18 protein-coding genes are annotated in these 22,218 nt (G+C 58.1%); 1 reads left to right on the top strand and 17 read right to left on the bottom strand.

All coding sequences use genetic code 11. The features are described from left to right. Positions 1 to 72: 72 nt before the first annotated feature. Both ACLIRY_RS00245 and ACLIRY_RS00240 read right to left on the bottom strand, forming a co-directional pair. Positions 73 to 1,794, bottom strand: coding sequence for an EAL domain-containing protein (locus ACLIRY_RS00245; RefSeq protein WP_413203334.1), 1,722 nt, complete (start codon positions 1,792 to 1,794; stop codon positions 73 to 75). A 164-nt stretch (positions 1,795 to 1,958) separates the two neighbouring features. After that, positions 1,959 to 3,566 carry an acyl-CoA synthetase gene (locus ACLIRY_RS00240; RefSeq protein ID WP_413204167.1) on the bottom strand — a complete coding sequence of 536 codons (1,608 nt, stop codon included), beginning with the start codon at positions 3,564 to 3,566 and terminating at the stop codon, positions 1,959 to 1,961. A gap of 243 nt (positions 3,567 to 3,809) precedes the next feature. Between ACLIRY_RS00240 and ACLIRY_RS00235 the strand changes: the two genes are divergently transcribed. Beyond that, a complete protein-coding gene (locus tag ACLIRY_RS00235; RefSeq protein WP_413203333.1) occupies positions 3,810 to 4,976 on the top strand; it encodes an MFS transporter in 1,167 nt (388 codons plus the stop codon). A gap of 400 nt (positions 4,977 to 5,376) precedes the next feature. Here ACLIRY_RS00235 and lpxB read toward each other — a convergent pair whose 3' ends face one another. The 15 genes from lpxB to ACLIRY_RS00160 form a co-directional block, all read right to left on the bottom strand. Next, entirely contained in the window at positions 5,377 to 6,570 is a 1,194-nt protein-coding gene (lpxB, locus tag ACLIRY_RS00230) for a lipid-A-disaccharide synthase (RefSeq protein ID WP_413203332.1), read from the bottom strand. Beyond that, the gene (locus ACLIRY_RS00225; RefSeq protein ID WP_413203331.1) at positions 6,567 to 7,412 is read right to left on the bottom strand and encodes an LpxI family protein; all 846 of its coding nucleotides are present in this window, start codon (positions 7,410 to 7,412) and stop codon (positions 6,567 to 6,569) included. Before ACLIRY_RS00225 ends, lpxB begins: the two co-directional genes overlap by 4 nt. Positions 7,413 to 7,440: 28 nt before the next feature. Beyond that, on the bottom strand, positions 7,441 to 8,238 hold the full coding sequence (lpxA, locus tag ACLIRY_RS00220) for an acyl-ACP--UDP-N-acetylglucosamine O-acyltransferase (RefSeq protein WP_413203330.1): 798 nt from the start codon (positions 8,236 to 8,238) through the stop codon (positions 7,441 to 7,443). A gap of 101 nt (positions 8,239 to 8,339) precedes the next feature. Then, positions 8,340 to 8,855, bottom strand: coding sequence for a 3-hydroxyacyl-ACP dehydratase FabZ (fabZ, locus tag ACLIRY_RS00215; protein ID WP_413203329.1), 516 nt, complete (start codon positions 8,853 to 8,855; stop codon positions 8,340 to 8,342). A 446-nt stretch (positions 8,856 to 9,301) separates the two neighbouring features. Beyond that, entirely contained in the window at positions 9,302 to 9,889 is a 588-nt protein-coding gene (locus ACLIRY_RS00210; RefSeq protein ID WP_413203328.1) for an OmpH family outer membrane protein, read from the bottom strand. Position 9,890: 1 nt separating this feature from the next. Beyond that, positions 9,891 to 12,164 carry an outer membrane protein assembly factor BamA gene (gene bamA / locus ACLIRY_RS00205; protein WP_413203327.1) on the bottom strand — a complete coding sequence of 758 codons (2,274 nt, stop codon included), beginning with the start codon at positions 12,162 to 12,164 and terminating at the stop codon, positions 9,891 to 9,893. A 191-nt stretch (positions 12,165 to 12,355) separates the two neighbouring features. Continuing rightward, the gene (gene rseP, locus ACLIRY_RS00200; RefSeq protein WP_413203326.1) at positions 12,356 to 13,465 is read right to left on the bottom strand and encodes an RIP metalloprotease RseP; all 1,110 of its coding nucleotides are present in this window, start codon (positions 13,463 to 13,465) and stop codon (positions 12,356 to 12,358) included. Between the two features lie 354 nt (positions 13,466 to 13,819). Next, complete coding sequence (gene dxr / locus ACLIRY_RS00195; RefSeq protein WP_413203325.1) at positions 13,820 to 15,028, bottom strand: 1-deoxy-D-xylulose-5-phosphate reductoisomerase; 1,209 nt, start codon at positions 15,026 to 15,028, stop codon at positions 13,820 to 13,822. Next, on the bottom strand, positions 15,028 to 15,831 hold the full coding sequence (locus ACLIRY_RS00190; protein WP_413203324.1) for a phosphatidate cytidylyltransferase: 804 nt from the start codon (positions 15,829 to 15,831) through the stop codon (positions 15,028 to 15,030). Before ACLIRY_RS00190 ends, dxr begins: the two co-directional genes overlap by 1 nt. Positions 15,832 to 15,897: 66 nt before the next feature. Next, entirely contained in the window at positions 15,898 to 16,629 is a 732-nt protein-coding gene (locus tag ACLIRY_RS00185; RefSeq protein ID WP_413203323.1) for an isoprenyl transferase, read from the bottom strand. Then, complete coding sequence (gene frr, locus ACLIRY_RS00180) at positions 16,629 to 17,150, bottom strand: ribosome recycling factor (RefSeq protein WP_413204166.1); 522 nt, start codon at positions 17,148 to 17,150, stop codon at positions 16,629 to 16,631. The genes ACLIRY_RS00185 and frr overlap by 1 nt, the downstream gene beginning before the upstream one ends. Positions 17,151 to 17,209: 59 nt before the next feature. Next, a complete protein-coding gene (pyrH, locus tag ACLIRY_RS00175) occupies positions 17,210 to 17,962 on the bottom strand; it encodes a UMP kinase (RefSeq protein ID WP_413203322.1) in 753 nt (250 codons plus the stop codon). Positions 17,963 to 18,183: 221 nt separating this feature from the next. Continuing rightward, positions 18,184 to 19,113 (bottom strand): translation elongation factor Ts, encoded by a 930-nt coding sequence (gene tsf, locus ACLIRY_RS00170; RefSeq protein WP_413203321.1) that lies wholly within the window; start codon positions 19,111 to 19,113, stop codon positions 18,184 to 18,186. A 199-nt stretch (positions 19,114 to 19,312) separates the two neighbouring features. Next, entirely contained in the window at positions 19,313 to 20,119 is an 807-nt protein-coding gene (gene rpsB, locus ACLIRY_RS00165; protein ID WP_413203320.1) for a 30S ribosomal protein S2, read from the bottom strand. Positions 20,120 to 20,409: 290 nt separating this feature from the next. Beyond that, positions 20,410 to 22,095: a methyl-accepting chemotaxis protein gene (locus ACLIRY_RS00160; protein ID WP_413203319.1), complete on the bottom strand. Its 1,686-nt coding sequence runs from the start codon at positions 22,093 to 22,095 to the stop codon at positions 20,410 to 20,412. Between the last annotated feature and the right edge of the window lie 123 nt (positions 22,096 to 22,218).

Here is a 22,218-nt window from a genome sequence, read left to right as displayed (position 1 = left end):
AGCCGTCCCTCGATAGTCGGTTTCCACCTGCGCCAATTTGGAATACCCTGAAAGGTCACCATAAAACGCCCCCTACCTTGGGACAACCGGTACCCAGGTCTCGGGTCGGAAAAGCTTGGCTTGGGGCAACGGTTGAAAGTCCCTGATGTCGAGCGAAGGCCGTCCGAAAAGGAACCCCTGGACAAAGTCACACCCACAGTCTCGCACAAAACCCAGGCTTTCCGGGCTATCAATCATTTCAGCGGTGGTCCGCACCCCCAACCGGCGACAGAGCTCGGTCAAAGCACTGAGGAAGGCCTTTCCCTTACTGCCCCGCATGGCGTTGCGCACGGCCGAGCCGTCGATCTTCACGATATCCACGTCCAGGGCACTGAGGTATTGAAAGCTGGCTGCGCCCGCTCCAAAATCGTCCAGACAGACCTGATAGCCCCGGCTTCGCAGGGCACCAATGAAGCCATTGGCGGCTTCCAGGTCGGACATGCGCGAGGATTCCGTAATCTCGAACATCACCCGACCCTTGGACCAGGGATTGGCGTCGAGCAGAGCCAATAACCCCGTCACATACTGGTCCACCCCCATGGAATATCCGGAAATATTGATCGCAACATTGTAAGCATCGGAATTCCGAGGTTTGCTTCCCAACCATTCCATGACCTTGGTCGCCATGGCCAAGTCGAATTCATGAATCAGACCGGTTTCCTCGGCGAAGGTAATGTACCGGAAGGGAGATTCATGGGGCCGGTCGCTGCTGAACCGGCAGAGGGCCTCGTAGTGGTGAATAGTCCCATTCACCGCGTGAATGATCGGTTGCAGGGCAATGGAAAAATTTCGTTCAGCGACAATGCGTTTGAATCCCGTAACCTCGCCCACGCCCTGGGCCACCAACTGCGAGATATTGCTCGACAGGTTGCGGATACTCAGGTTGTCCCCTGCCAACTGCCGATAGTGGTTCATGGCATACATCAAGCCCTTGATCAGATCCACCTCGCCAATCTTTTCGACGCCCTCCATGTCCAAGATGGCCGTTTCGACGGTCAGCCCCCTGCCCTCCGGATCGTGCAACCGGGAAATCTCCGTCAGTTCCCGCTCCAGGCCTTCGATGTCCGTATCCACCTCATGCAACAGACTGTAACTGCCATCGTTGATTAGCGCGGCGCTGTCCTGATCCAGGGCTGCAGCCCGCAGGGACGCTCCGACGGACCGCAACATACCTTTGGCACGACCATCCCCCATGCGATCGCGCAGGGTCTCATAGTCCCTTAGACTGACAACGGTCACTCCCACCTTGCGCCCCAGGTCCAGCATGGCCCGGATCCGGCGCCCCGCAGCCTCACTGAAGGCTTCGGGCCCCAACAGACCGGTCAAACTATCCCGGCCACTGCTGTCGGTGGCTTCACTGGGGGTCTTGGCCCGCATCCGCAAGGCAATATAACAGTGCCCATCCAGGGAGTACCCCGAAACGTCCACGGGCAGGGGCAAACCCAAAGGCCGGATCAGGCGCAGGATTTCAGCATCGGTCCGCCCCCGCTTGAGGGCCATCCGCAGACATTGAGCGGCAAGGGGAGCATCCTCCGGCGTCACCAAGGACAGGAAGGACGTGCCGATAAGATCCTTACCCTCCCGACCGATGAAGGCTTTGAAGGCCCCGGCTGTAAAAAGGATCTGCCCTTCACCGCTTAAATGTAGCAACAAATCGGCCCAGCAAAAGGCCAAGGCCGCGTACCGATCCCGGTCCGTTCGCAGCAACCGATCCCCAGCCAGCCGTCCCCCTCCCCGTATTTCTTCTCCATCCATAGATAGCCCCCTTCGGCGAAGCGGAAAGGCTTCCCCTTCTTTCTGTTCCTATGTTTCTTATCTCCCCCGGAACTGCCAAGTCGGGGATATCACCGAGCGAACCATCAAGAGTTTTGGTTGAAGGAACCGAAACCCTTGATGTCCCCTTCCGTTCAACGCTCCCCTTATTTTTCCTTGGATTGGGCGCGCAGAATGAACTTTTGAATCTTACCCGTAGAGGTCTTTGGCAAGGGGCCGATTTGCACTTCGCGGGGGCATTTATAATGGGTCAAATGCTGTCGACAGAAGGCAACCAAATCCTGCTCCGTTACCGTGGCACCATCGCGGATCTCGACGTAGGCCATGGGCGTCTCACCCCATTTGATATCTGGCTTGGCGACAACAGCCGCAGCAACCACGTCAGGGTGTTTGTAAAGGGTGTCCTCCACCTCGATGGAGGAAATGTTCTCCCCACCGGAAATGATGATGTCCTTGGATCGGTCCTTGAGCTGGATATATCCATCGGGATGGACAACGCCCAGATCTCCCGTGTGGAACCAGCCGCCCCGGAACGCCTCCTCGGTGGCCTTCTGGTTCTTCAGATAGCCCTTCATGGTAATATTGCCGCGGAAGAACACCTCTCCCATGGACTCCCCGTCCCAGGGCATGGGGTCCAAGGTTTCCGGATCGCCAATCATCAACCCTTCCTGCACGATATACCGCACGCCCTGGCGGGCCTTCAGGCGGCCCTGCTCGTCCATCGGCAGATCGTTCCACTCGGGCTTCCAGGCACAAACCGTGGCAGGACCATAAACTTCTGTCAGACCATAGACATGGCTGACCTTGAAGCCATCTTCCTCCATTTTCTGAAGAACCGCGGCCGGTGGCGGAGAGGCCGCAGTCATCACGTTCACCGCATGGCTAAAGTCCCTCCGTTCACCTTCCTTGGCGTTGATCAGAAAGCCCAGGATGATGGGGGCACCGCAGAAATGGGTCACGCCCTCGTCGGCGATGGCATTAAAGATATTCGCTGCGGAGACCCGTCGCAGGCACACATTGGTCCCGCCGTTGGCCGCCATGGTCCAGGGGAAGCACCAGCCATTGCAGTGGAACATCGGCAGCGTCCACAGGTAGATGGCATGATGCGGCATACCCCAGGTGATGATATTGGACAGGGCATTCAGATAGGCACCCCGGTGGTGGTAAACCACGCCCTTGGGGTTACCCGTGGTGCCCGAGGTGTAGTTGAGAGTAATGGCCTCCCATTCGTCGGCCGGATACCGCCACTCGAAATCCGGGTCACCGGTGGCCAGGAAGGCCTCGTAGTCCATCTCCCCCAGGCAGTCGCCGGGGCCGTCATATTCGCTGTCGGCAATGTCGATCACCAGGGGCACGTTGTCCAACTTGGTCAAGGCCTCCTTCACCACCGGCGAGAACTCCCGGTCAGCGATCAGCACCTTGGCTTCCCCATGATTCAGAATGAAGGCGACTTCATCGGCATTCAGCCGCACATTCAAAGCATTCAACACGGCGCCGACCATGGGCACGCCATAATGGGCTTCGTATAGCTCGGGTGTATTGGCCCCCATCACCGCCACCGTATCCTCGAACCCGATGCCCCGCGCTTTGAGGGCAGAGGCCAACCGGCGCGCTCGGGCATAGGTGTCCGCCCAGGTATAGCGGCGTTTTCCATGGACCACAGAGGCACGGTCAGGATACACCATGGCAGCACGTTCCAGAAAGCCCAAGGGGGTCAGGGGGACGGAGTTGGCCGAATTCCGGTCAAGGCCAATCTGGTACGGGTTATTCTGGGTAGGGTTATTCTGGGTAGGGCCATTCTGGGTAGGGCCATTCTGGGTAGGGCCATTCTGGGTAGGGGACGTCATGGTAGGGTGGACCTTTCCTCTCCAATACATTGGACCAGCGGTTCCTTGGATTCGGGCTTGGAGCCCACCCGCTTGGTTCCTCATTGGTACTCTCCAATGGACGCGCAATCAATCACTTGAGCCCCCCTTAGACTCTGAAGGGCATACCCCATGATCGCCTTGCGGCTTTCTGCCTTGTACGCGGGAATTTTCGCCGTGATCGGGGTCATGCTGCCCTATTGGCCGGTCTGGCTGAAAAGCCGGGGTCTGACACCCGACCAGATCGGCGTCATTGCCGGCGCGGCGGTCTGGTCCAAACTGGTGATCAACCCCGCCGTGGGACATCTGGCCGATAGTCTGGGGCGGATTCGCCCGCTGATGTTCGGGATTGCGGCCCTGGCCCTGGCGCTCTACGCATCCCTGTCCCAACTCACTTCCTTCTGGGCCATTCTTGCCATCGCCGTGCTGGCAACCGGATTGCATGGATCCCTCAACCCCTTAATCGAAGCCACCGCCATCCGCGCAGTCCGGGATAAGGGCGTGGATTATGGCCGGGCGAGGCTTTGGGGGTCCCTGGCCTTTATCGCTGTCTCCATGGGCCTGGGTCCGGTGATCGACCAGTGGGGCGCGGATCCGGTGATTTGGGTCATCGTCGGATTACTCGGCTGCGTCACCCTGACCACCTTGGGGCTTCCGGAGGGCCCGCCCGAGACCAAGAGGGAACCGGGCGGCATGCGACGCCTGCTCACCGATCGGCGCTTTCTGCTCTTCTTGGGCGCGGGCGGCTTGATCCAGGCCGGACACGCCACCTATTACGCCTTCGGCAGTATCCGATGGCTGAACGCTGGCCTGGACGGTCGAACGATTGGCCTCCTCTGGGCCGAAGGCGTGGTTGCGGAAGTCTTTCTGTTCCTCTACGCCAAGAGGGTTCTTGCCCGGGTCCCACCCCTGGCTCTCATGGGTCTGGCGGCCCTGTCTGGCGTGATCCGCTGGCCGTTGATGGCCGTTACGGCCGACCCTTGGGTCATGGGTGTCACCCAGGTCCTGCACGCCGGAACTTTCGGTGCGGCCCATTTGGGAGCCATGTTCCATCTGGCCCGCACCATCCCACCGGAACTCTCAGGCAGAGCCCAGGCACTCTATTCGGCCATCTGCATGGGCGCCTTGGTTGGGGGAGCCATCACCCTGGCCGGCTCCCTTTACGCGACCTTTGGCCCGAGATCCTATCTATTTGATGGTCTATGGAGTGCCCTGGGTGGTTGCTGTGTCCTCGCCCTTGCTGTCACGATCCGGCGGAACCGCTTGCCGTTCATCCCGATGCCAGGGCGCGGGCCTTAGAGCAAATCCCGAGCAATCTGGAACAGATTGCGACGGGTGGAACGCACGCCGTAGGCGTGACGATTTGCTTCAATGTCAGAGGTTTAGAGCATGTTGCGTGAATCATGTTTCACGCAACATGCTCTAGCAGTGTGTCGAGATCGAGTTGCGCCATTTCATGGTCACGGTACACAACAGGGGGGGGCCAGTCACGGGGCTTTGCCCCGTCCCCCACCGGGGTCTGAGGCCCCGGCCCCCCATTTGGGATCAAAGGGTCCGTGACCTTTGCGGGTCTGGACAGGGCCCAGAAACGGCGAAGCAGGTTTTCCGGATGTTCGAGGACACAGAGTATAAAAGAGAAATGGGAGTTTGGGCAATCGCCCAAAAAAACACGAGACACTGTCGTGTACTGTGTTTCACTCTAACCTACCGGTTTTAGGTGGGCCAAGACCTGACGCGCCGCTTGGCGCGAAGGGGGAGAGCCATCGCCCCGCAACAGGTTCACCGCCCGTGCCATGTCCTCCAACTGGGTTTCCCGCTCTATCCCATCGACCATCAAGACCAAAGCCTGATCCGCGACCCGTCGAGGGGTGCACCGGTGCTGCAACAATTCCGGGATCACCCCCCGGTCAAGCAGGATATTCACCATGTCGAAGAAACGAACCTTCACAAAGAGCGAGAAGATCGCCGCACTGACCCAATTGGCCTTGTAGGCAATCAGGTGGGGAACCCGAGCCAAGGCCAATTCGAGGCTGACCGTCCCCGAAGCAGCGATGCCTACGGAACAAGCGGCGAAGCCGTCGTATTTATCCTCAACGGACGTCACCACCGCGACCGGGCAAGGCCAGGACGCAACCTGTTTTTCCACGTCATCACGCAGGTGCCCCAGGGTCGGCAGAACCACATATAGATTGGGATGGACTCGTTGGATCCGCGCCACGGCCTGGGCGAAGACAGGCAGCATCTGGCGGACCTCCCCCCGTCGGCTGCCGGGCAGAACCGCGAGTAAGGGCGCATCTTCTGGCACCCCATGGCGGCGCCGGAAAGCGGCCCCCTCTCCCCCACCAGCTCCTGTTTCAATAATCGAATGACCCACATGGCTCGAAGACAGACCTGCGGCTTCAAACAGGGCGGGTTCAAAGGGCCAAAGGCACATTTGATGGTGCACACGGGCGGCCACCTTATGGACCCGCCCCGGCTTGTAGACCCATACCATCGGGGCAACGTAATGAACCCGAGGACATTCGATGCCCTCTTCGATGAGAGCCTTATGCACCCGACCAGTGAACCCCCAGGAATCGATGGTAACGACAACGGCAGGCCTAAGGGAACGAATGGCCTCCACCGTTTCCCGCACCCGTTTCAGGATGCGGGGAATGCTCGGCACCACCTCCAAAAAACCCATGATGGAAAGCTCCGCCAGGGGAACCAGACTATCCAGCCCTTGTTCGGCCATGCGATCACCGCCGACACCGGCAAACCGAACCTGTCCCCCCGTCTCCGCCCGCAAGCCTTCCATCAAATGGGCGCCCAACTGGTCCCCGGAGGGCTCGCCAGCGATTATAAAGATCAGCGGAGCTTCCTCTGTGCCTTCGATCGCCGCTTCCTTGTTCACGCTTGTTCCTTCGCGGTTAGGCCAACGACAAACAAGCCCAGACTATCGGCCAAGGCGACCACCTCATCGGCATCAAGAAGGATGGTGGCCCCGGCCTCATAGCCAATGCCCCGCAAGCCTGCGGCATGGGCAGTCCTCACCGTGCGAGGGCCGATCGTGGGTTTATCTACCCGGTGGTCCTGCTCAGGCTTGGCGACCTTGACCAGCACACCGCCGGGACCGCCCCGCCGCAGCTCTCCGGCCCGGGCGACCATGGCGTCTGTCCCCTCGATGGTTTCCAAAGCCAATACCATCCCTTGTTGGCAAACGCAGCCCTGCCCCACGTCCAAGGCACCCAAGGCCTTGGCCACGGTGAAGGCATGGCGCAGATCGGCCAGCCCGATTGCGTCGGGTTGGTGTATACCCCGCTGGCCCAGCTGAGCGGAGTCCGTTCCCAAAATCTGGTCCGGCGCTTCGATAACAAAGCCCCCGCTTTCCAGTTCCTTGAGGATCACCTTAAGCAGACTATCATCACCCAAAGCTGCGGCCCCGACTTTAGCCAAAAACTGAGCGGTCCGGAGATCCGGCCACAAACTGGTCAGACTGGGCCGCCGCACATGTCCGGCCAAACAAATGTGGTCGATCCCCCGATCCATGAGCCCCTGCCCCGTCCCTCCGGCCTTACCCAGGCGGATCCAGATCTGTTCCACCTCGTCTGGCCAATCCTTGGGGTCGGCGTGTCCGGTCAACCCGATCAGGATGACGGGTCGCCCCACCCGACGGCAGGCCTCGTAGACCTTCAGGGGAAGACTGCCCCCACCGGCCACAAGAGCCAAGGGTATCGTCCTATGGGAGGGATCCATCTGGGCGCACTCCTTTCGCCCGATCGCCTCAGACCTGAGCGTCTTCGCCAGGGCGAATCAAGCCCCGCTTGGACTCCCCGCGCAAGAAGGCAAGCAGTTCGGCAACCCCTGGGGACTCGGGATAGGTCGCTTCGATCACCGGGATCTGAGTGGTCACCTCGTCGCCCGAGAACAGGATCCTTATCGCATCGCGCAGGATGTGCAACTCTGCGCGGGAAAACCCCCGACGCTTCATCCCCACCACATTCATACCCTGAAGAGTCGCCCGATTGCCAATCACCGTCCCAAAGGGAATAATATCGCGCTCGACAGCAGACGCTCCGCCAATCATGGCGTGCTTGCCGATGCGAACAAACTGGTGGACGGCCGCGTGCCCGCCAACGACCACATGATCGTCCACTTCAACATGCCCCGCCAAAACCACGTTATTGGCGAAGATCACATGATCTCCAATCAAACAGTCGTGGGCGACATGAACCCCAACCATGAACAATCCGCCGGATCCCACGCGGGTCACCCCACCGCCACCGTCGGTTCCAGGATTCATGGTCACATGTTCGCGGATGGTGTTGTTTTCGCCAATCTCCAGGCGGGTGACTTCTCCGTTGAACTTCAGATCCTGGGGAGGGGTCCCGATGGCGGCGAAGGGAAAAACTTTTGTCCCCTTTCCGATGGTCGTATGTCCATCAACAACCACATGACTCACCAGTTCCACCCCCTCACCAAGAACCACATCAGGCCCGACCGTGCAAAAGGGGCCGACCGTGACGCTGTCGGCCAATTGAGCTTTAGGGTCGATAATGGCGGTTGGATGCAAGCTCGGCATGGTGGAAGAGTACTTTCAAACGGTGTGAAACCACCAGAACGGCGGTTTAGCAGGAAGGCGATTTGGCATGGGCCAGACGCAAGGGACTGCGCTTCGGGCCCCTAAAGTTGCTGCTGGGCATCTTCATCCACGATCATGGCCGCAAACGTGGCCTCGGCAACGCATACGCCGTCGACACGCCCTTCCCCTTTGAACTTCCAGACATTGCCCCGGTGCCGCTCCTTGGTCACATGCAAACGCAACTGGTCACCGGGAACCACCGGCTTCCGGAAACGGGCGTTCTCAACGATCATGAAATACACGATCTTGCCTTCCGCCTTAGCTCCCAATGTCTCAACCACCAGGACAGCCGCTGTTTGGGCAAGCGCCTCGATAATCAGCACACCGGGCATAACGGGCTGGTTGGGAAAATGTCCCTGGAAGAACGGCTCGTTAATGCTGACATTCTTGATGCCTACCGCACTGTAGCCGTGTTTCACCTCCACGACCCGATCCACCATCAAAAAGGGATAACGGTGGGGGATCATGTCAAGGATACGGGTAATATCCACCACTTCGGTGACCTTTCCCTCGATCCCGTCCCCCTGCTCTCCGTTCACCTGAACCGTCTCAGTCATTCCCAATCGTCCCATCCTGCAAAAAGCCGACTGCCCGGGTGCCCCCCTGGGACCGCGACCTTGAAACCCGTTGAAGACCCGAGACCCCGGATCCCCACCGACACACACCGACCACGGATCGACCGGGTCACCCGAATAGCTTTACTGCCCCCCCCTTTGGATCAGGGGCGGGCCATCCTGTGAACAACCTCTAGAGCAAACCGCCCCAAATCAAAATTGATAAAATGGGGACAGTTTTCCCATCCCCATTCCATCGCGACGACAAAACGGCCCTAGAAGGCACTCCGCTCGGCCACCGGGCGCAATGCCGTTGCCGAGGTCAGGCTTTAACGGATTTCAGGAAACTTTCACACTCTTTTCCTGCCCTCGGCACCTCCGCCGAGAATTTCAATCCGTCATACCCGCCCAACAGTCCGAATTCGCGTCCAGCTGACGTACTTCAGACCCTACTGTTCTTTACGGGTAAGACTTTCCGGATCGGGAACGGTAACCGCAGGCAGACTATCGTTCACCCGCTTCAAGACCTCCTCGGTCAGATTCATGCGGGGATCGAACAGCAGCAATTGGCTACGGCGCATAACCAAATTAATGCCCCGTTCAGCGGCCACGTCCCGGGCCACATCAAACATCCGCGACTGAACCTGATCCAGGGCCAGTGTGAGGGCCTTGTCCAGGTTCCGACGCAGGTTCGTCACCTTTTTCTGATATTCAGCCACTTGCTTGTCAAAAGCTTGGCGCTTTTTACGGAAAGCCTCACTGCCCTGGTCCGTCTCACGAGCGAGGGCACTTTGAGCCTCATGAATCACTTGCTCGTCCTTACGGGCCTCCTCTCTATACTTCGCCGCATAGGCTTGGCTGTCCTCGCGTGCGCCTTGCGCCGCTTTGGCCTCCATAAGAATACTCTGATCGTCAATCACGCCAATGTTGGAATTGGGAAAGGCCTGATCGGCCTGAGCTCGCGCCACGGCAACGGGAAGACAAAGCGACAGAACAACCGCCGCGACCCACGGCTGGGCGCCTTTCAGAAAAGCCATATTAGAACCTCGAACCAAAGGAAAGTCGGAAGAGCTCGGTTTCATCGAACTCCTTCTTAATAACGGGGTAGCCCAGGTCCACCGAAATGGGACCGACAGGCGAAATCCAGGTTACACCGGCGCCGACGGATAAGCGAGGCGAGGTAGACCCGTCCATTAAGGAAGAGTCGAAGGAATCAGGCTCTCCAATTGCGCCGACGTCGGTGAACAGACGTCCCGTAAGACCATATTCATCGGGAAGCCCCAAGGGAACACCCAACTCTGCCGTGCCCGTTGCCACCCAATTACCGCCCAACGCATCATCGGTGGTACTATCCCGCGGGCTCGCTCCCGCGCTCGCAAAGCCGCGCAAATTGCTGCCACCAAGATTGTACCGTTGGTTGATATTCACGTCTTTTCCAAGACCAGCGATATAACCCGCCGATCCGCGGAAGGACAGGGACCAATCGGGATCCCAATCAAAGGTATCTCCTAGCGGGAAGTAATAAGCCCCCTTCAAATCAGACCGAATGAAATACTCTGTCCCCCCCAGTCCTGCGAGGTCATTCCCCAAAGAAACAACATACCCTTCTGTGGGATTCAGCCTGCTGTCCCGCCTATCGTAGGTCAGAGTATGGCCCAACTGAGACAACCAAGTCTTGCGATCCTGACCCTTAATGAACTGAGAGGCATCACTATCGATGTCGGTGATATCATTGTATTCCAGGGTGTACTTGAACAGGTGAGACAAATCTTCGTTGTAGTTGTAGCCCAAACGCAGGGCCCCTCCGTAGGTCCTGTAATTGTAAGAACTCTCGTTCTTCAAATCCCGTTGGACGGCGTAGATATCGAAGCCCGCACGCAAACGGCGATCAAGGAAATAGGGCTCGGTAAAGCTGATGTCGATCTGGCTGCGGCGCTGGGCCCAGGACACACTGACCTTCAGGTCTTGAGCACGTCCGAGCAAGTTCCGCTCGCGCATCCCAACTTCGACGATAGCCCCGACGGCAGAGGACCAGCCCACTCCAAAGTTCACTTCTCCCGTAGACTTTTCCTCGACCTCGACATTCACGATCGTGCGATCAGGTGCGGTCGGGGATGGCTCATTGGTTACGTTAACCTTTTCAAAGAAGCCCAGATCCTGAACCCGCTGGCGGGAGCGTCGCAAACGAGCGGCATTGAAGGCATCCCCTTCGGCCAGCAGAAACTCCCGGCGTATAACCTCATCCAACGTCCGAATATTGCCCTTGATGTCGATGCGTTCGACGAACACCCGCGGACCTTCCTCGATTTGGAATGTCAAACCGATGGTTTTATTTTCCGCATCGCGATCGACTATGGGTTTAACATCCACAAACGCATACCCCAGATTCCCGACCTCCTCGGTCAGGGCCTGAACGGCATCCTCCACCTTGTTTGCGTTATACCAGTCGCCCGGATCAAATTCGATGAATTGGCGCAGAGTTTCTGGGTCCAGATCCTCCAGCGTACTTTCGAGGCCGATTTCCCCGAATTTGTAGCGCTCCCCCTCGTCGACAGTGAAGGTAATAAAGAAGTTTTCCCTATCCGGCGACAGCTCCGCGACGGCTGATTTCACCTGGAAATCAGCATATCCCTTCTTCAGGTAATAGCGCCGTAGCAGCTCCCGGTCATAGGTCAGGCGATCTGGATCGTAGGTATCCGTCGACGATAGAAACAGGTACCAAGCCTCCTCAGAGGTCTCGATGACTTCACGAAGGTCTGAATCGCTGTAGACTTTGTTACCAACGAAGGAGACACGACGCACGCTTGTCGAAGGACCTTCGTTAATCTCAAAAGCCAAATCAACACGGTTTTGCTCCAGTTGAATGACCTTGGGATCGACCGAAACAGCGTAACGACCGGACCGACGATAGGCCTCCAAGATGCGCTGAACGTCTTCCTGCACCTTCGCACGGGTAAAGACAACACGGGGCCGCAACTGAACCGCAGATTGAAGCTGCTCGTCTTTGATACGCCTGTTACCCTCGAAGGCAATCCGGTTGATGATCGGGTTTTCCACGACCGAGACGAAAAGAACATTTCCCTCCCTTCGAATGGAAACGTCTGCAAACAAACCGGTCTCGAAAAGGTTTTTCAGGGATTTGTCCACACGGGATGGGTCATAGGCATCCCCTTCCCGGACCACCATATAGGTTCGCACCGTGGAAGGTTCGATCCGTTGCGTTCCCTCGACAACAATGCGTTCAATCGTTCCCCCAGGGACCTGGGCAAATGCCGCCGAAACGCCCCCTCCGTTGGACGAATACAGCGTCATGATAGCCGCTAAGGGTAAGGTAAGGGCCATAGCCCTCAAGATCGCGGTCAAGTTCCTCACGGTCTTCCCCATACTTTCCGTATCCGTCCCACGTTAAACAGCCTCCGGTTCCCGGGAGACTTCGCTTGCCAGCCCATTTCGGGTTGGCCGACTCTAACCACCCATTACAAGGGTGTTTCCTTTAGAAAGCGTCACCAGATCAGGACGCTCAAATCATTCCAGGTCGCGAAGACCATCAGTGCCAGAACGAGGGCGAGCCCGACCCTGAATCCATACTCCTGGACCCGCGCCGTCAAAGGCCGTCCCCGCAGAGCTTCTAAGGTGTAAAACATCAAGTGTCCGCCGTCGAGCATCGGAATGGGAAAAAGGTTTATAAGCCCGAGGTTAACGGACAACAGGGCGACAAACATGACAATATCGGCCAACCCCCGTTCTGCCGCTTTACCCGAAAACCTGGCGATCCGGACAGGCCCCCCAAGCTCATCGGTGGAGCGATCACCGGAGATCATCTGCCCCAAATAGGTCAGGGTATCAGCCGATAGACTCCACGTTTGCGAAACCGCCGCGCCCAAGGCATCCAAAGGTCCCAGGCGACGCATGTCATCCGGTGAAAGGCTCACTTGAATTCCGATACGTGCGACCTTCACCGTATTCCCCAGGCCGTCATCGAGATCGACCATGTGAGGCGTCACTGTCAAGCGGCGCTCAGCGCCTTTCCGGCGGACCAGCACGTCCAAAGGCTCTCCATTGGACAGGGGCACCAAACGCTGCACATCCTGGAAATGCTCCACGGTCGTCCCGTCAATGGACAGGATCAGATCCCCAGGCAGCAGGCCACTTTCCTCTGCAGCGCTACCGGGCATGACCTCCCCAACCACCGGTAAGGAGCGCGATTGGCCAAAAGTCATAAAAAAACCGGCAAAGACAATGATGGCAAAGAGGAAATTCGCCAAAGGCCCAGCGGCAACAATGGCGAACCGCTGCCCCAGCCGTTTATGGTGGAAAGAGACGGCACGATCAGCTTCGGCCATCTCCTCCACAGCATCGGCGTCTTGAGTTGTGCTGGTTGCATCGGAATCACCGAAGAAGCGCACGTAGCCCCCCATGGGGATCGCACTCACTCGCCAGCGAGTCCCACGGCGATCATTAAAGCCGAACAGTTCCTTACCGAACCCGATAGAGAACACCTCGACCTTTACACCGTTCCAGCGAGCAACTAAAAAGTGTCCCATTTCATGGACGAAAACCACCACCGTCAGGACACAGACGAAAGACACCAAGGTATGCAGCAGATCTAGCATTCGTGTTCCGCTTCAAAAATATCGCGCAGCAGGGCAGGATCCCCCAACACTGAAGCCTAAGCTTCTAGAGTCAAGCTGGCCCAGTTTGACTCTGATTGTATAAATTTTAGAGTCGTCCGAGATCATATTGGGGCGCATTCGCGCCCGAATATGATCTCGGACGACTCTAGCACTCCTCGCCCTCCAGGGCGAGCCCGCGTATGGGACAGTCAACCATAGGCCGGTGACCAGGGGGTCATAGAAGAGCCATTCCGGAGTATTCACGCCCGACTGCTTGGCGATCCGATAGCTCCGAAATCTGGGAAGGCCAGTAACCAGAGAGACTCGCCTTGGCAGACCCAAGCCTGTCGGCCATCAAGCAGCAGCGAATCTTCTCCGAGCGGACCGTCGAGCCGCGACGATCCGAGCTTCGCTGTCAACGGCGCGGACTGCATCCAACCGGTCGACGGTCTGCGTCCCCAGAGGCCCGGACATTATTTCCTCTATCGTTTCCTCGACCACCACCGGAATATCAAGGAATCCGACCTCCCTATTCAGGAACCGATCCACAGCGACCTCGTTCGCGGCATTCATGGCTGTTGGCGCCCCTCCCCCTCGTTCCAAAGCCTCACGCACGATGCGGATGGCGGGGAAGCGCTCCGGGTCCGGCGCCCTGAAATCAAGTCTGCCCAATGCAGCGAAATCCAGCCGGGGCACAGGAGCAACCATGCGATCAGGCCAAGCCAGACTGTAGGCAATGGGTGTCCGCATGTCAGGCGAACCCAGCTGAGCCAGAACGGAGCCATCCACATAAGCAACCATTGAGTGGACCACCGACTGGGGGTGCACCAGGATTTCAATGCGGTCTGCCCCGAGGCCGAAAATATGGTGAGCCTCGATGAATTCGAGCCCTTTGTTGAACATGGAAGCAGAATCGACGCTAATTTTGGCGCCCATGGACCAATTGGGATGAGCGATAGCTTGTTCGGGAGTCGCAACAGCCATCTGGTCCCGCGACCAATCCCTGAAGGGCCCCCCCGAAGCCGTCAAAAGAATTTTCTCGATGCGATCTTTTCTATCAAAGTCAAAGACCTGGAAAATGGCATTATGTTCCGAATCCACGGGGAGAAGGGTCGCTCCATAGCGCTTCACTTCGGCCATAAACAGATCGCCAGCGCACACAAGACATTCCTTGTTGGCCAAGGCCACCGTCGCCCCGCGCTCCACAGCGGCAAGGGTCGGCTCCAGGCCCGCAGCGCCAACGATCGCGGCCATAACCCAATCCGCTTCGCGTGCGGCAGCCTCGCGCACCGCATCAGGCCCCGCAGCGGCCTCAATCCCAGACCCGGCCAAAGCCTCCTTCAACCGCACAAAGGCCGCAGGATCAGCGACAACAGCGACTTCTGCTTTCAGCGCTATGGCTTGGGCGGCCAAAGCTTCCGCGCTACCATTCGCGGTCAAGGCAACCACATGGTAGGCATCCGGGTCTCGTTCAATCAAGTCAATGGTACTCTTCCCGATGGATCCGGTGGACCCCAGGATCGAAATGCGTCGGGGACATCCCGTGGTCAGATCAGAGTTCATCAGTACAATCCCATCTCATCGCCTAGAAAGGCCAATACCAGGGCCATAACCGGCATAATGGCCATCAAACCATCCACGCGGTCTAAGATACCCCCGTGGCCAGGTATGATATTACTCGAATCCTTCACGTCGAAGCGACGTTTGATTCCGGATTCCGCCAAGTCGCCCATCTGGGAGACAACGGCCAAGAGTGGCGCCAAAGCGACGAACCACGGGGAAACAGACCCCTTTGATTCAACAAGAAGGGCCCCGCCCCACCCAAAAGCGAATGCGCAAAGCATCCCCCCAATCAAGCCCGCCCAGGTCTTATTGGGGCTGAGGCCCGGGGCAAGCTTAGGCCCACCGATTAAACGCCCAAAGGCATAGGCACCGATATCCGTAGCCCAGACAACGGCCAAAATCCAATAGGCCGTCTCCCATCCCCCTTGTTGGCGGATCCAGGCCAGACAAACCAACGGAATTCCCCAGTATGACAGCCCCAAGGCCACCCAACGACTTCCATGGGGGCTCCCGTCGCGGCATTGTCCTGCGGGTTGATAACCCCACAAGATCCCCGTAGCAGAGAGCAATCCTGTGATCACCCAAAGAGGATCAAATCCACCAAACACTCCGGCCAGAGCCATCAGGGGAGGCACCATCCAATCGGTCCCCCTTACCCCTCCTCGACAAAGGCGAACCCATTCCCATCCCATCACGGCCCCGGTCAAGGCCAAGAGAAGGAGAAACCACAGACCTCCGAAATACACCGCGGCCAGGGTTGGCGGCGCCATGATCAAAGCCGAAAAAATACGTGTCTTAAGCAACGGGTCCTCCCCGGACGCTTTCTTAAATCTCCCTGCTGCCGATCGTCATGCCGCGCGGAAGACCGTTTACAGTCCCCCGTACCGGCGGTCTCTGTTCCGATAATCCACGAGAGCTTGAGAGAGGGCTTCCCGCCCGAAATCCGGCCAAAGCACCGGTGTAAAGACCAATTCCGTGTAGGCGCATTGCCAGAGAAGGAAATTACTGATGCGTTGCTCGCCACTGGTTCGGACAAGAACATCAGGGTCAGGAAGGTCCGACGTGAGCAGATATCCCGCAAAACGCTCCTCGTCCAGACCATCTGGATCCAATTTTCCCGCGACGGCGTCCCGCGCCATGGTTTTGGCCGCCTCGACCAATTCCATGCGCGCACCGTAATTCAGAGCGATGGATAACTGCAGTCCCGAATTATCCCGAGTCAGATCCTCACCCTTTTCGATGAGGGTAACGATTTCCTGCGAAAAGCGGGTCCGGTCGCCGATGATCCGCAGGCGAACATTATTCCGGTGCAGGCCCCGAACTTCCTTGGAAAGATAGAGGCGCAGGAGTCCCATCAAGTCTCCAACCTCCCCTTCAGGCCGCTTCCAATTCTCCGAGGAAAACCCGAAAAGCGTCAGATGGGTGATTCCCAACTCCGGTGCAGCTTCCACCACTGCACGCACAGATTCGGCACCTCGCTTATGCCCCGCCGTGCGGGGCAAACTGCGCGCCTTGGCCCAACGGCCATTACCATCCATGATAATGGCCACATGCAGGAATGCATTCCCATCCCCCATGTCTTTGGCGGAATCGGTCAACATCAGACTTGCATGATCTCCTGTTCCTTGTGTGACAGGGATTCATCCATCTTTTTGATGGTTGCATCGGTCAGGGCCTGGACATCAACACCGAACTTTTTGTGTTCGTCCTGGCTGATGACACCGTCCTTTTCCATTTTCTTCAATTGATCCATGCCATCCCGACGCACGTTGCGCACCGCAACCTTGGCCTGCTCGGCATATTTGCCCGCAACCTTGGTCAACTCGATGCGCCTCTCTTCATTCAGCGGAGGAATGGGAACGCGGATAAGCTGACCATCGGACGCCGGGTTGAGCCCCAAACCAGCATCGCGAATGGCCTTGTCGACAGCCTTCGCCATGCTACGATCCCAGACCTGAACACTGATCATGCGGGGCTCAGGAACACTGACGGTGGCAACCTGCGTGAGCGGCATAGCCTGCCCATAGGCTTCCACCATGACGGGATCGAGCAAATTGACAGAAGCCCGACCGGTCCGCAGACCTGAGAATTCCTTCCGTAGAACCTCAACCGCACCATCCATACGATGTTTCAGGTCGGCCTTCAGATCTTCAAAGCTTTGTGCGTCTTCGGACACTGTTATTACTCCTGGTCACTATCGGGGCAGATTTCCGTGAACAAGCCTCTACGCTCCAGCACCTGAGCCAGAGCCCCCGGGGAATGCAGGGAAAAGACCACTATAGGGATGTTGTTCTCTCGCGCCAAGGCGATGGCGGAGGTATCCATAACACGGAGGTCGCGAGTCAGCACCTCGGAGAAAGTCAGGCGGTCAAAGCGCTTCGCCGAGGGATCCTTGTTGGGGTCTGCAGAATAGACTCCGTCAACCTGTGTGGCCTTGAACAGCGCATCGCAGTTCATCTCCACGGCGCGCAAAGCCGCAGCAGTATCTGTGGTAAAAAAGGGATTTCCCGTCCCAGCGGCAAAAATGACAACCCGCCCTTTCTCCATGTGCCGGACGGCCCGTCGACGGATATAGGGCTCGCAGACCATGGACATGGGAATGGCCGACTGGACCCGTGTTTGAACGCCTAATTTTTCCAAGGCGTTCTGAACGGCGAGCGAGTTCATGACCGTCGCCAGCATCCCCATGTAGTCGGCACTGGTCCGGTCCATGCCTTTGGCAGCGGTGGAGACACCCCGGAAAATGTTCCCTCCACCGATGACCAGACACACCTGAATGCCCCGCTCATGGGCTGCTTTCACTTCACCGGCCACGCGCTCGACCATGGCCAAGTCCAAGCCGAATTCCTTGTCTCCCAACAGACCTTCGCCGGACAATTTCAGCAGAACTCTTTGATAGATCGGTTTGCCGGCCGTTCCCGTACCCTCGGTCATCTCGTCTATCCCTTCGCCGCGTTTGACCGTAAGCGGGACACCCCGGTACCTGCGGTCCTGCTTCTTTTAAAAGACACACCACAGCCACCGACGCCCCATAGTGCCGATGGCGAAGCGGCCGTCGGCTCGGATCTTAAGAGTCCCAAACCCGACGGCCAACGTCGCTTTTTTCCAGACCGAAGTCCACATGGACATGAGCGGCCCGAAGGCCGCCCACCCCCTTACTTGTTCAGTTGCGCAGCCACTTCTGCGGCGAAATCGCCTTCTTCCTTCTCTACGCCCTCACCCAGTTGGAAGCGGACGAATCCGCTGAGCTCGATGGCAGCGCCCAGATCCTTGCCGGTTTTTTCCAGCACTTTGGCGATGGTGCTTTCTCCGTCAATGACAAAGACCTGCTCGGTCAACACGATTTCCTTCTGGAACTTCTTCAGGCCACCCTCAACCATCTTCTCGATGATATTGTCGGGCTTACCCTGCTCCTTGGCCTTCTCGGTCAAGACAGCACGCTCGCGTTCGATAACAGCAGGGTCGATTTCGGACACGGTGGCGAACATGGGATTGGCAGCAGCCACATGCATGGCGATCTGACGGCCAACCTCATCAAGCTTAGCAGGATCTGCGGCGGACTTCAGAGCCACCAGCACGGCAATTTTACCAAGTCCCGGAGCGACCTGGGTGTGAACATAGGAAGAAACAACACCCTGATCCACGGAAATGCCAGCAGAGCGACGAAGCTGCATGTTTTCGCCGATCGTGGCAATCAGGTGCGTCACCTGCTCTTCGACGCTGCGCCCTTCCCCACCCGGGAACGCTTCAGCCTTCAACCGATCCAGGTCTCCGTCGGCCTTCAGAGCCAGACTTGCCAAGGTGGAGACCGCCTCCTGAAACGTCTCGTTCCGGGCGACGAAGTCGGTTTCGGAGTTCATTTCAACCACTGCACCCTTGGTGCCATCGGTGGCCAAGCCGACCAGACCTTCAGCGGCGGTCCGACCCGCCTTCTTGGCGGCGGCAGCTAACCCTTTGGTGCGCAACCAATCGACTGCGCCGTCGATGTCGCCAGCGGTCTCGTTCAGGGCTTTTTTACAGTCCATCATGCCCGCGCCGGTCTTCTCGCGAAGGCTCTTGACGAGGGCGGCGGTGATCTCGGCCATTGGAAATCCTCTCTCGGTGGTCGGTCAGAACACGGGCCCCATGGCTTGGGCCGCGCGCGAGGAAATGCGCCCACTCCCACAGGCGATCCGGGGAACGTGGACGGTAATCAAAAAGGACAGCATTCAAAAAGATGGCGGCGCCTTAAGCCGCCGCCATCCCAACGCATGTCATCGCGCCCGTTCGGCGGAAACGCCCCTCTTAAGCGGACGGCTGCTCGCCTTCGGCCTCACCCGCTCCTGCCGGAGCTTCTTCGCTGAGCGCCGTTTCGACCGGGGCTTCTTCGAAAGAGCCCACATCAATGCCTGCGCCACCAAGCTGTGCCTGGATCCCATCCAGGGCCGCACCGGCGATCAACTCGCAATAGGTCTGGATTGAGCGGATGGCGTCGTCATTGCCCGGAATGGGGAAGGAAATTCCGGCGGGGTCAGAATTGGAGTCGATCACCGCAGCGACCGGCAAACCAAGCTTATTGGCTTCCTTGACGGCCAGACCTTCCTTCACGGTATCGATAATAAACAGCATGTCGGGCAGACCGCCCATATCCTTAATGCCACCCAGAGCCAAGTCCAGCTTGTCCTTTTCGCGGGACAGGTTGAGTTGCTCCTTCTTGGTCAAGCCCTGAAGCTCACCGGCAGAGAACCGCTCTTCCAACTCGCGCAGGCGCTTAATGGAGTGGGAAATGGTCTTCCAGTTGGTCAGCATACCGCCCAACCACCGGTGGTTCACGTAGTACTGACCGCACCGACGGGCCTGTTCGGCGACGATCGACTGTGCCTGGCGCTTGGTGCCGACGAATAGCACGCGGCCACCGGCGGCGGTCACTTCGCGGACGGCCTGCATGCTGCGGTACAACATGGGCACGGTCTGCTGGAGATCGATGATGTGCACATTGTCGCGTACGCCGTACAAGTACGGCGCCATCTTGGGATTCCAGCGGCGGGTATTGTGACCGAAGTGACAGCCAGCTTCGACAAGCTGGCGCATGGAAAACGTGGGGAGGGCCATGGTGGCTATTTCCTCTTTTCCGGTTGAACCTCCGCGATGGCTTTGAGTCGAACAGGTCCCTATCGAGAGAGCTCAGTACCGACACCGGAACGGCCGCACCAGATAGTCTCTGGACGGCCGCGAACCTCGCGTGTGTGATGGGGGGCTTTTAAACGCCCCCACCCCACAATGCAAGTCCTTTACGCGGCCCCCTCGCGGAGGGGTTTAGGCAGGCACTGGAGGCCCCTCCCCTTGGTGGGAACACTGGCCCTTCGGGCACACTCGACCGATAGGGGATCCTCCCGACCCGCTTATCCCTGACGCAAGTGCTCCAGGAAGCGATGCACTTCTGTCCTCAGGCTTTCTGAGGCCTGCTCCATCTCCTGGGAAGCCGTCCGCACTTTATCCGCCGTCTGTTCGGTGGTGACCGCCGTTTCGGCGACCGTATGAATGTTTCGCCCCACGTCTCCAGATCCTTCCATCACCCCCTGCACGTTGCGGGAAATCTCACTGGTTGCGGCACCTTGCTCTTCGATGGCTACGGCAATCGCGGACGCAGCCTCCGAGATTTCATGGATCACCTTGCGGATGTTCCCAATATCCGACGCAGCTGCGGTAACCGAGCTCCGCACCCGCTCGATCTGATTGCGGATATCATCGGTTGCGCGCTGGGTTTGGTTGGCCAGGCTTTTCACTTCATTGGCCACCACCGCGAAGCCCTTGCCGGATTCGCCCGCCCGCGCCGCTTCGATCGTCGCGTTCAGGGCCAGCAGGTTGGTCTGGCTGGCGATGTCCTCAATCAGGGTGATGACCTCTCCGATTTTCTCAGCGTCAGCCACCAATCCATTCACGCGCACCGAAGAGCTTTCCGCAGCCTCAACGGCGGAGAGGCTGGTGAGTCGAGCCCGTTCGGTCTGCGACCCGATTTCGCGAATGGAAGCTGATAACTCTTCGGAGGCAGAAGCGACCGTTTGGAAACTCGATTGGTTTTTCTCATTCATCTCCCGCGAGTCCACCGCCCGGGTTTGGGTATCGCAAGCCAGATCAAACATGGAATGCGCATCGGACCGCAATTCCTTGACCCCATTGGCCAGGGTGCGCACCGCCGAATCGACGGACTCCTCGAAGGTGCTGGCCAGTTGGACCAAATGCGCCTTGCGGGCCTGTTCAGACTTGGCTTCCAGTTCGGCCCGCTCCCTGCGCAGATCTTCAGCCTCTGCCACTTTTTCCCGGAAGACTTCGAGGGCCTTGGCCATGGACCCCGCCTCGTCTCCCCGACTTGAACCGGGAATGGCCAGCGCTAAATTACCTGACGCAATCTGTCCCATGCGGGAGGCCAGACTTCGGAGAACGGAGGTCATGTCTTTGGAAATGAAAAATGCAACGCTCAAAGCGAGGACGGAAAAAAACGCACCGACCCCAAAAGCAACACCCAAGGCGCCAACAAATCTCTTCGTCACATCGTCCACATAGACACCCGTCCCCACAACCGCCTGAAACGCGGGAACAGCCTTCACCCAACTGACCTTATCGACCGGATCGCTCCCCTTTTCCTTGGCCCATGTATAGTCAACCATTCCGCCTTCTGGCTCAGACTTGGCCATTGTAATCATCCGCTTGGTCACAAAGGTGCCGTCGGGCCCTTTGACGCCAAGCATGTTTTTCCCGACCAAATCCGGACGAGGCGCAACAACAAATGTCCCGTCATATCCATCGATGAACACATAGTCGCCGTCGCCATAGCGCATGGCATTCACGACATCCTTCCAGAGCCCAAAAGCGGTCTCTTGATCCATCTCTTTGGCGGCAACCTTGTTGGCGAGCATTTCGCCAATCTTCGCTGCGGTCCCCGTGATGGATTGGGTTAGATACACCCGCTCAAGGAGCATCGCATCATATCCACTCTTTAGAGTAAGACCAACAGAGACAATAAGGGCAACCATCATAATTCCGACGATCACCGATAGCTTGATCGCGATTCCTTGATGTTTAAGCATATTTTCCCCATGACGAATCCGGCTTCTGGCGAGAAGCACTCATCAAAACAATGTTTGGGAAACAATAGGTCTCAACGGACAGCGTTTGTAGGCGTATTTCACAAGAATATGAGATTTTAATAT

This window comes from Rhodospirillum sp. A1_3_36 (genome assembly GCF_047263945.1).
GTDB lineage: Bacteria > Pseudomonadota > Alphaproteobacteria > Rhodospirillales > Rhodospirillaceae > Rhodospirillum.
The sequence above is the reverse complement of the archived record's forward strand: the minus strand, read 5'-3'. Positions and strand labels throughout refer to the sequence as shown.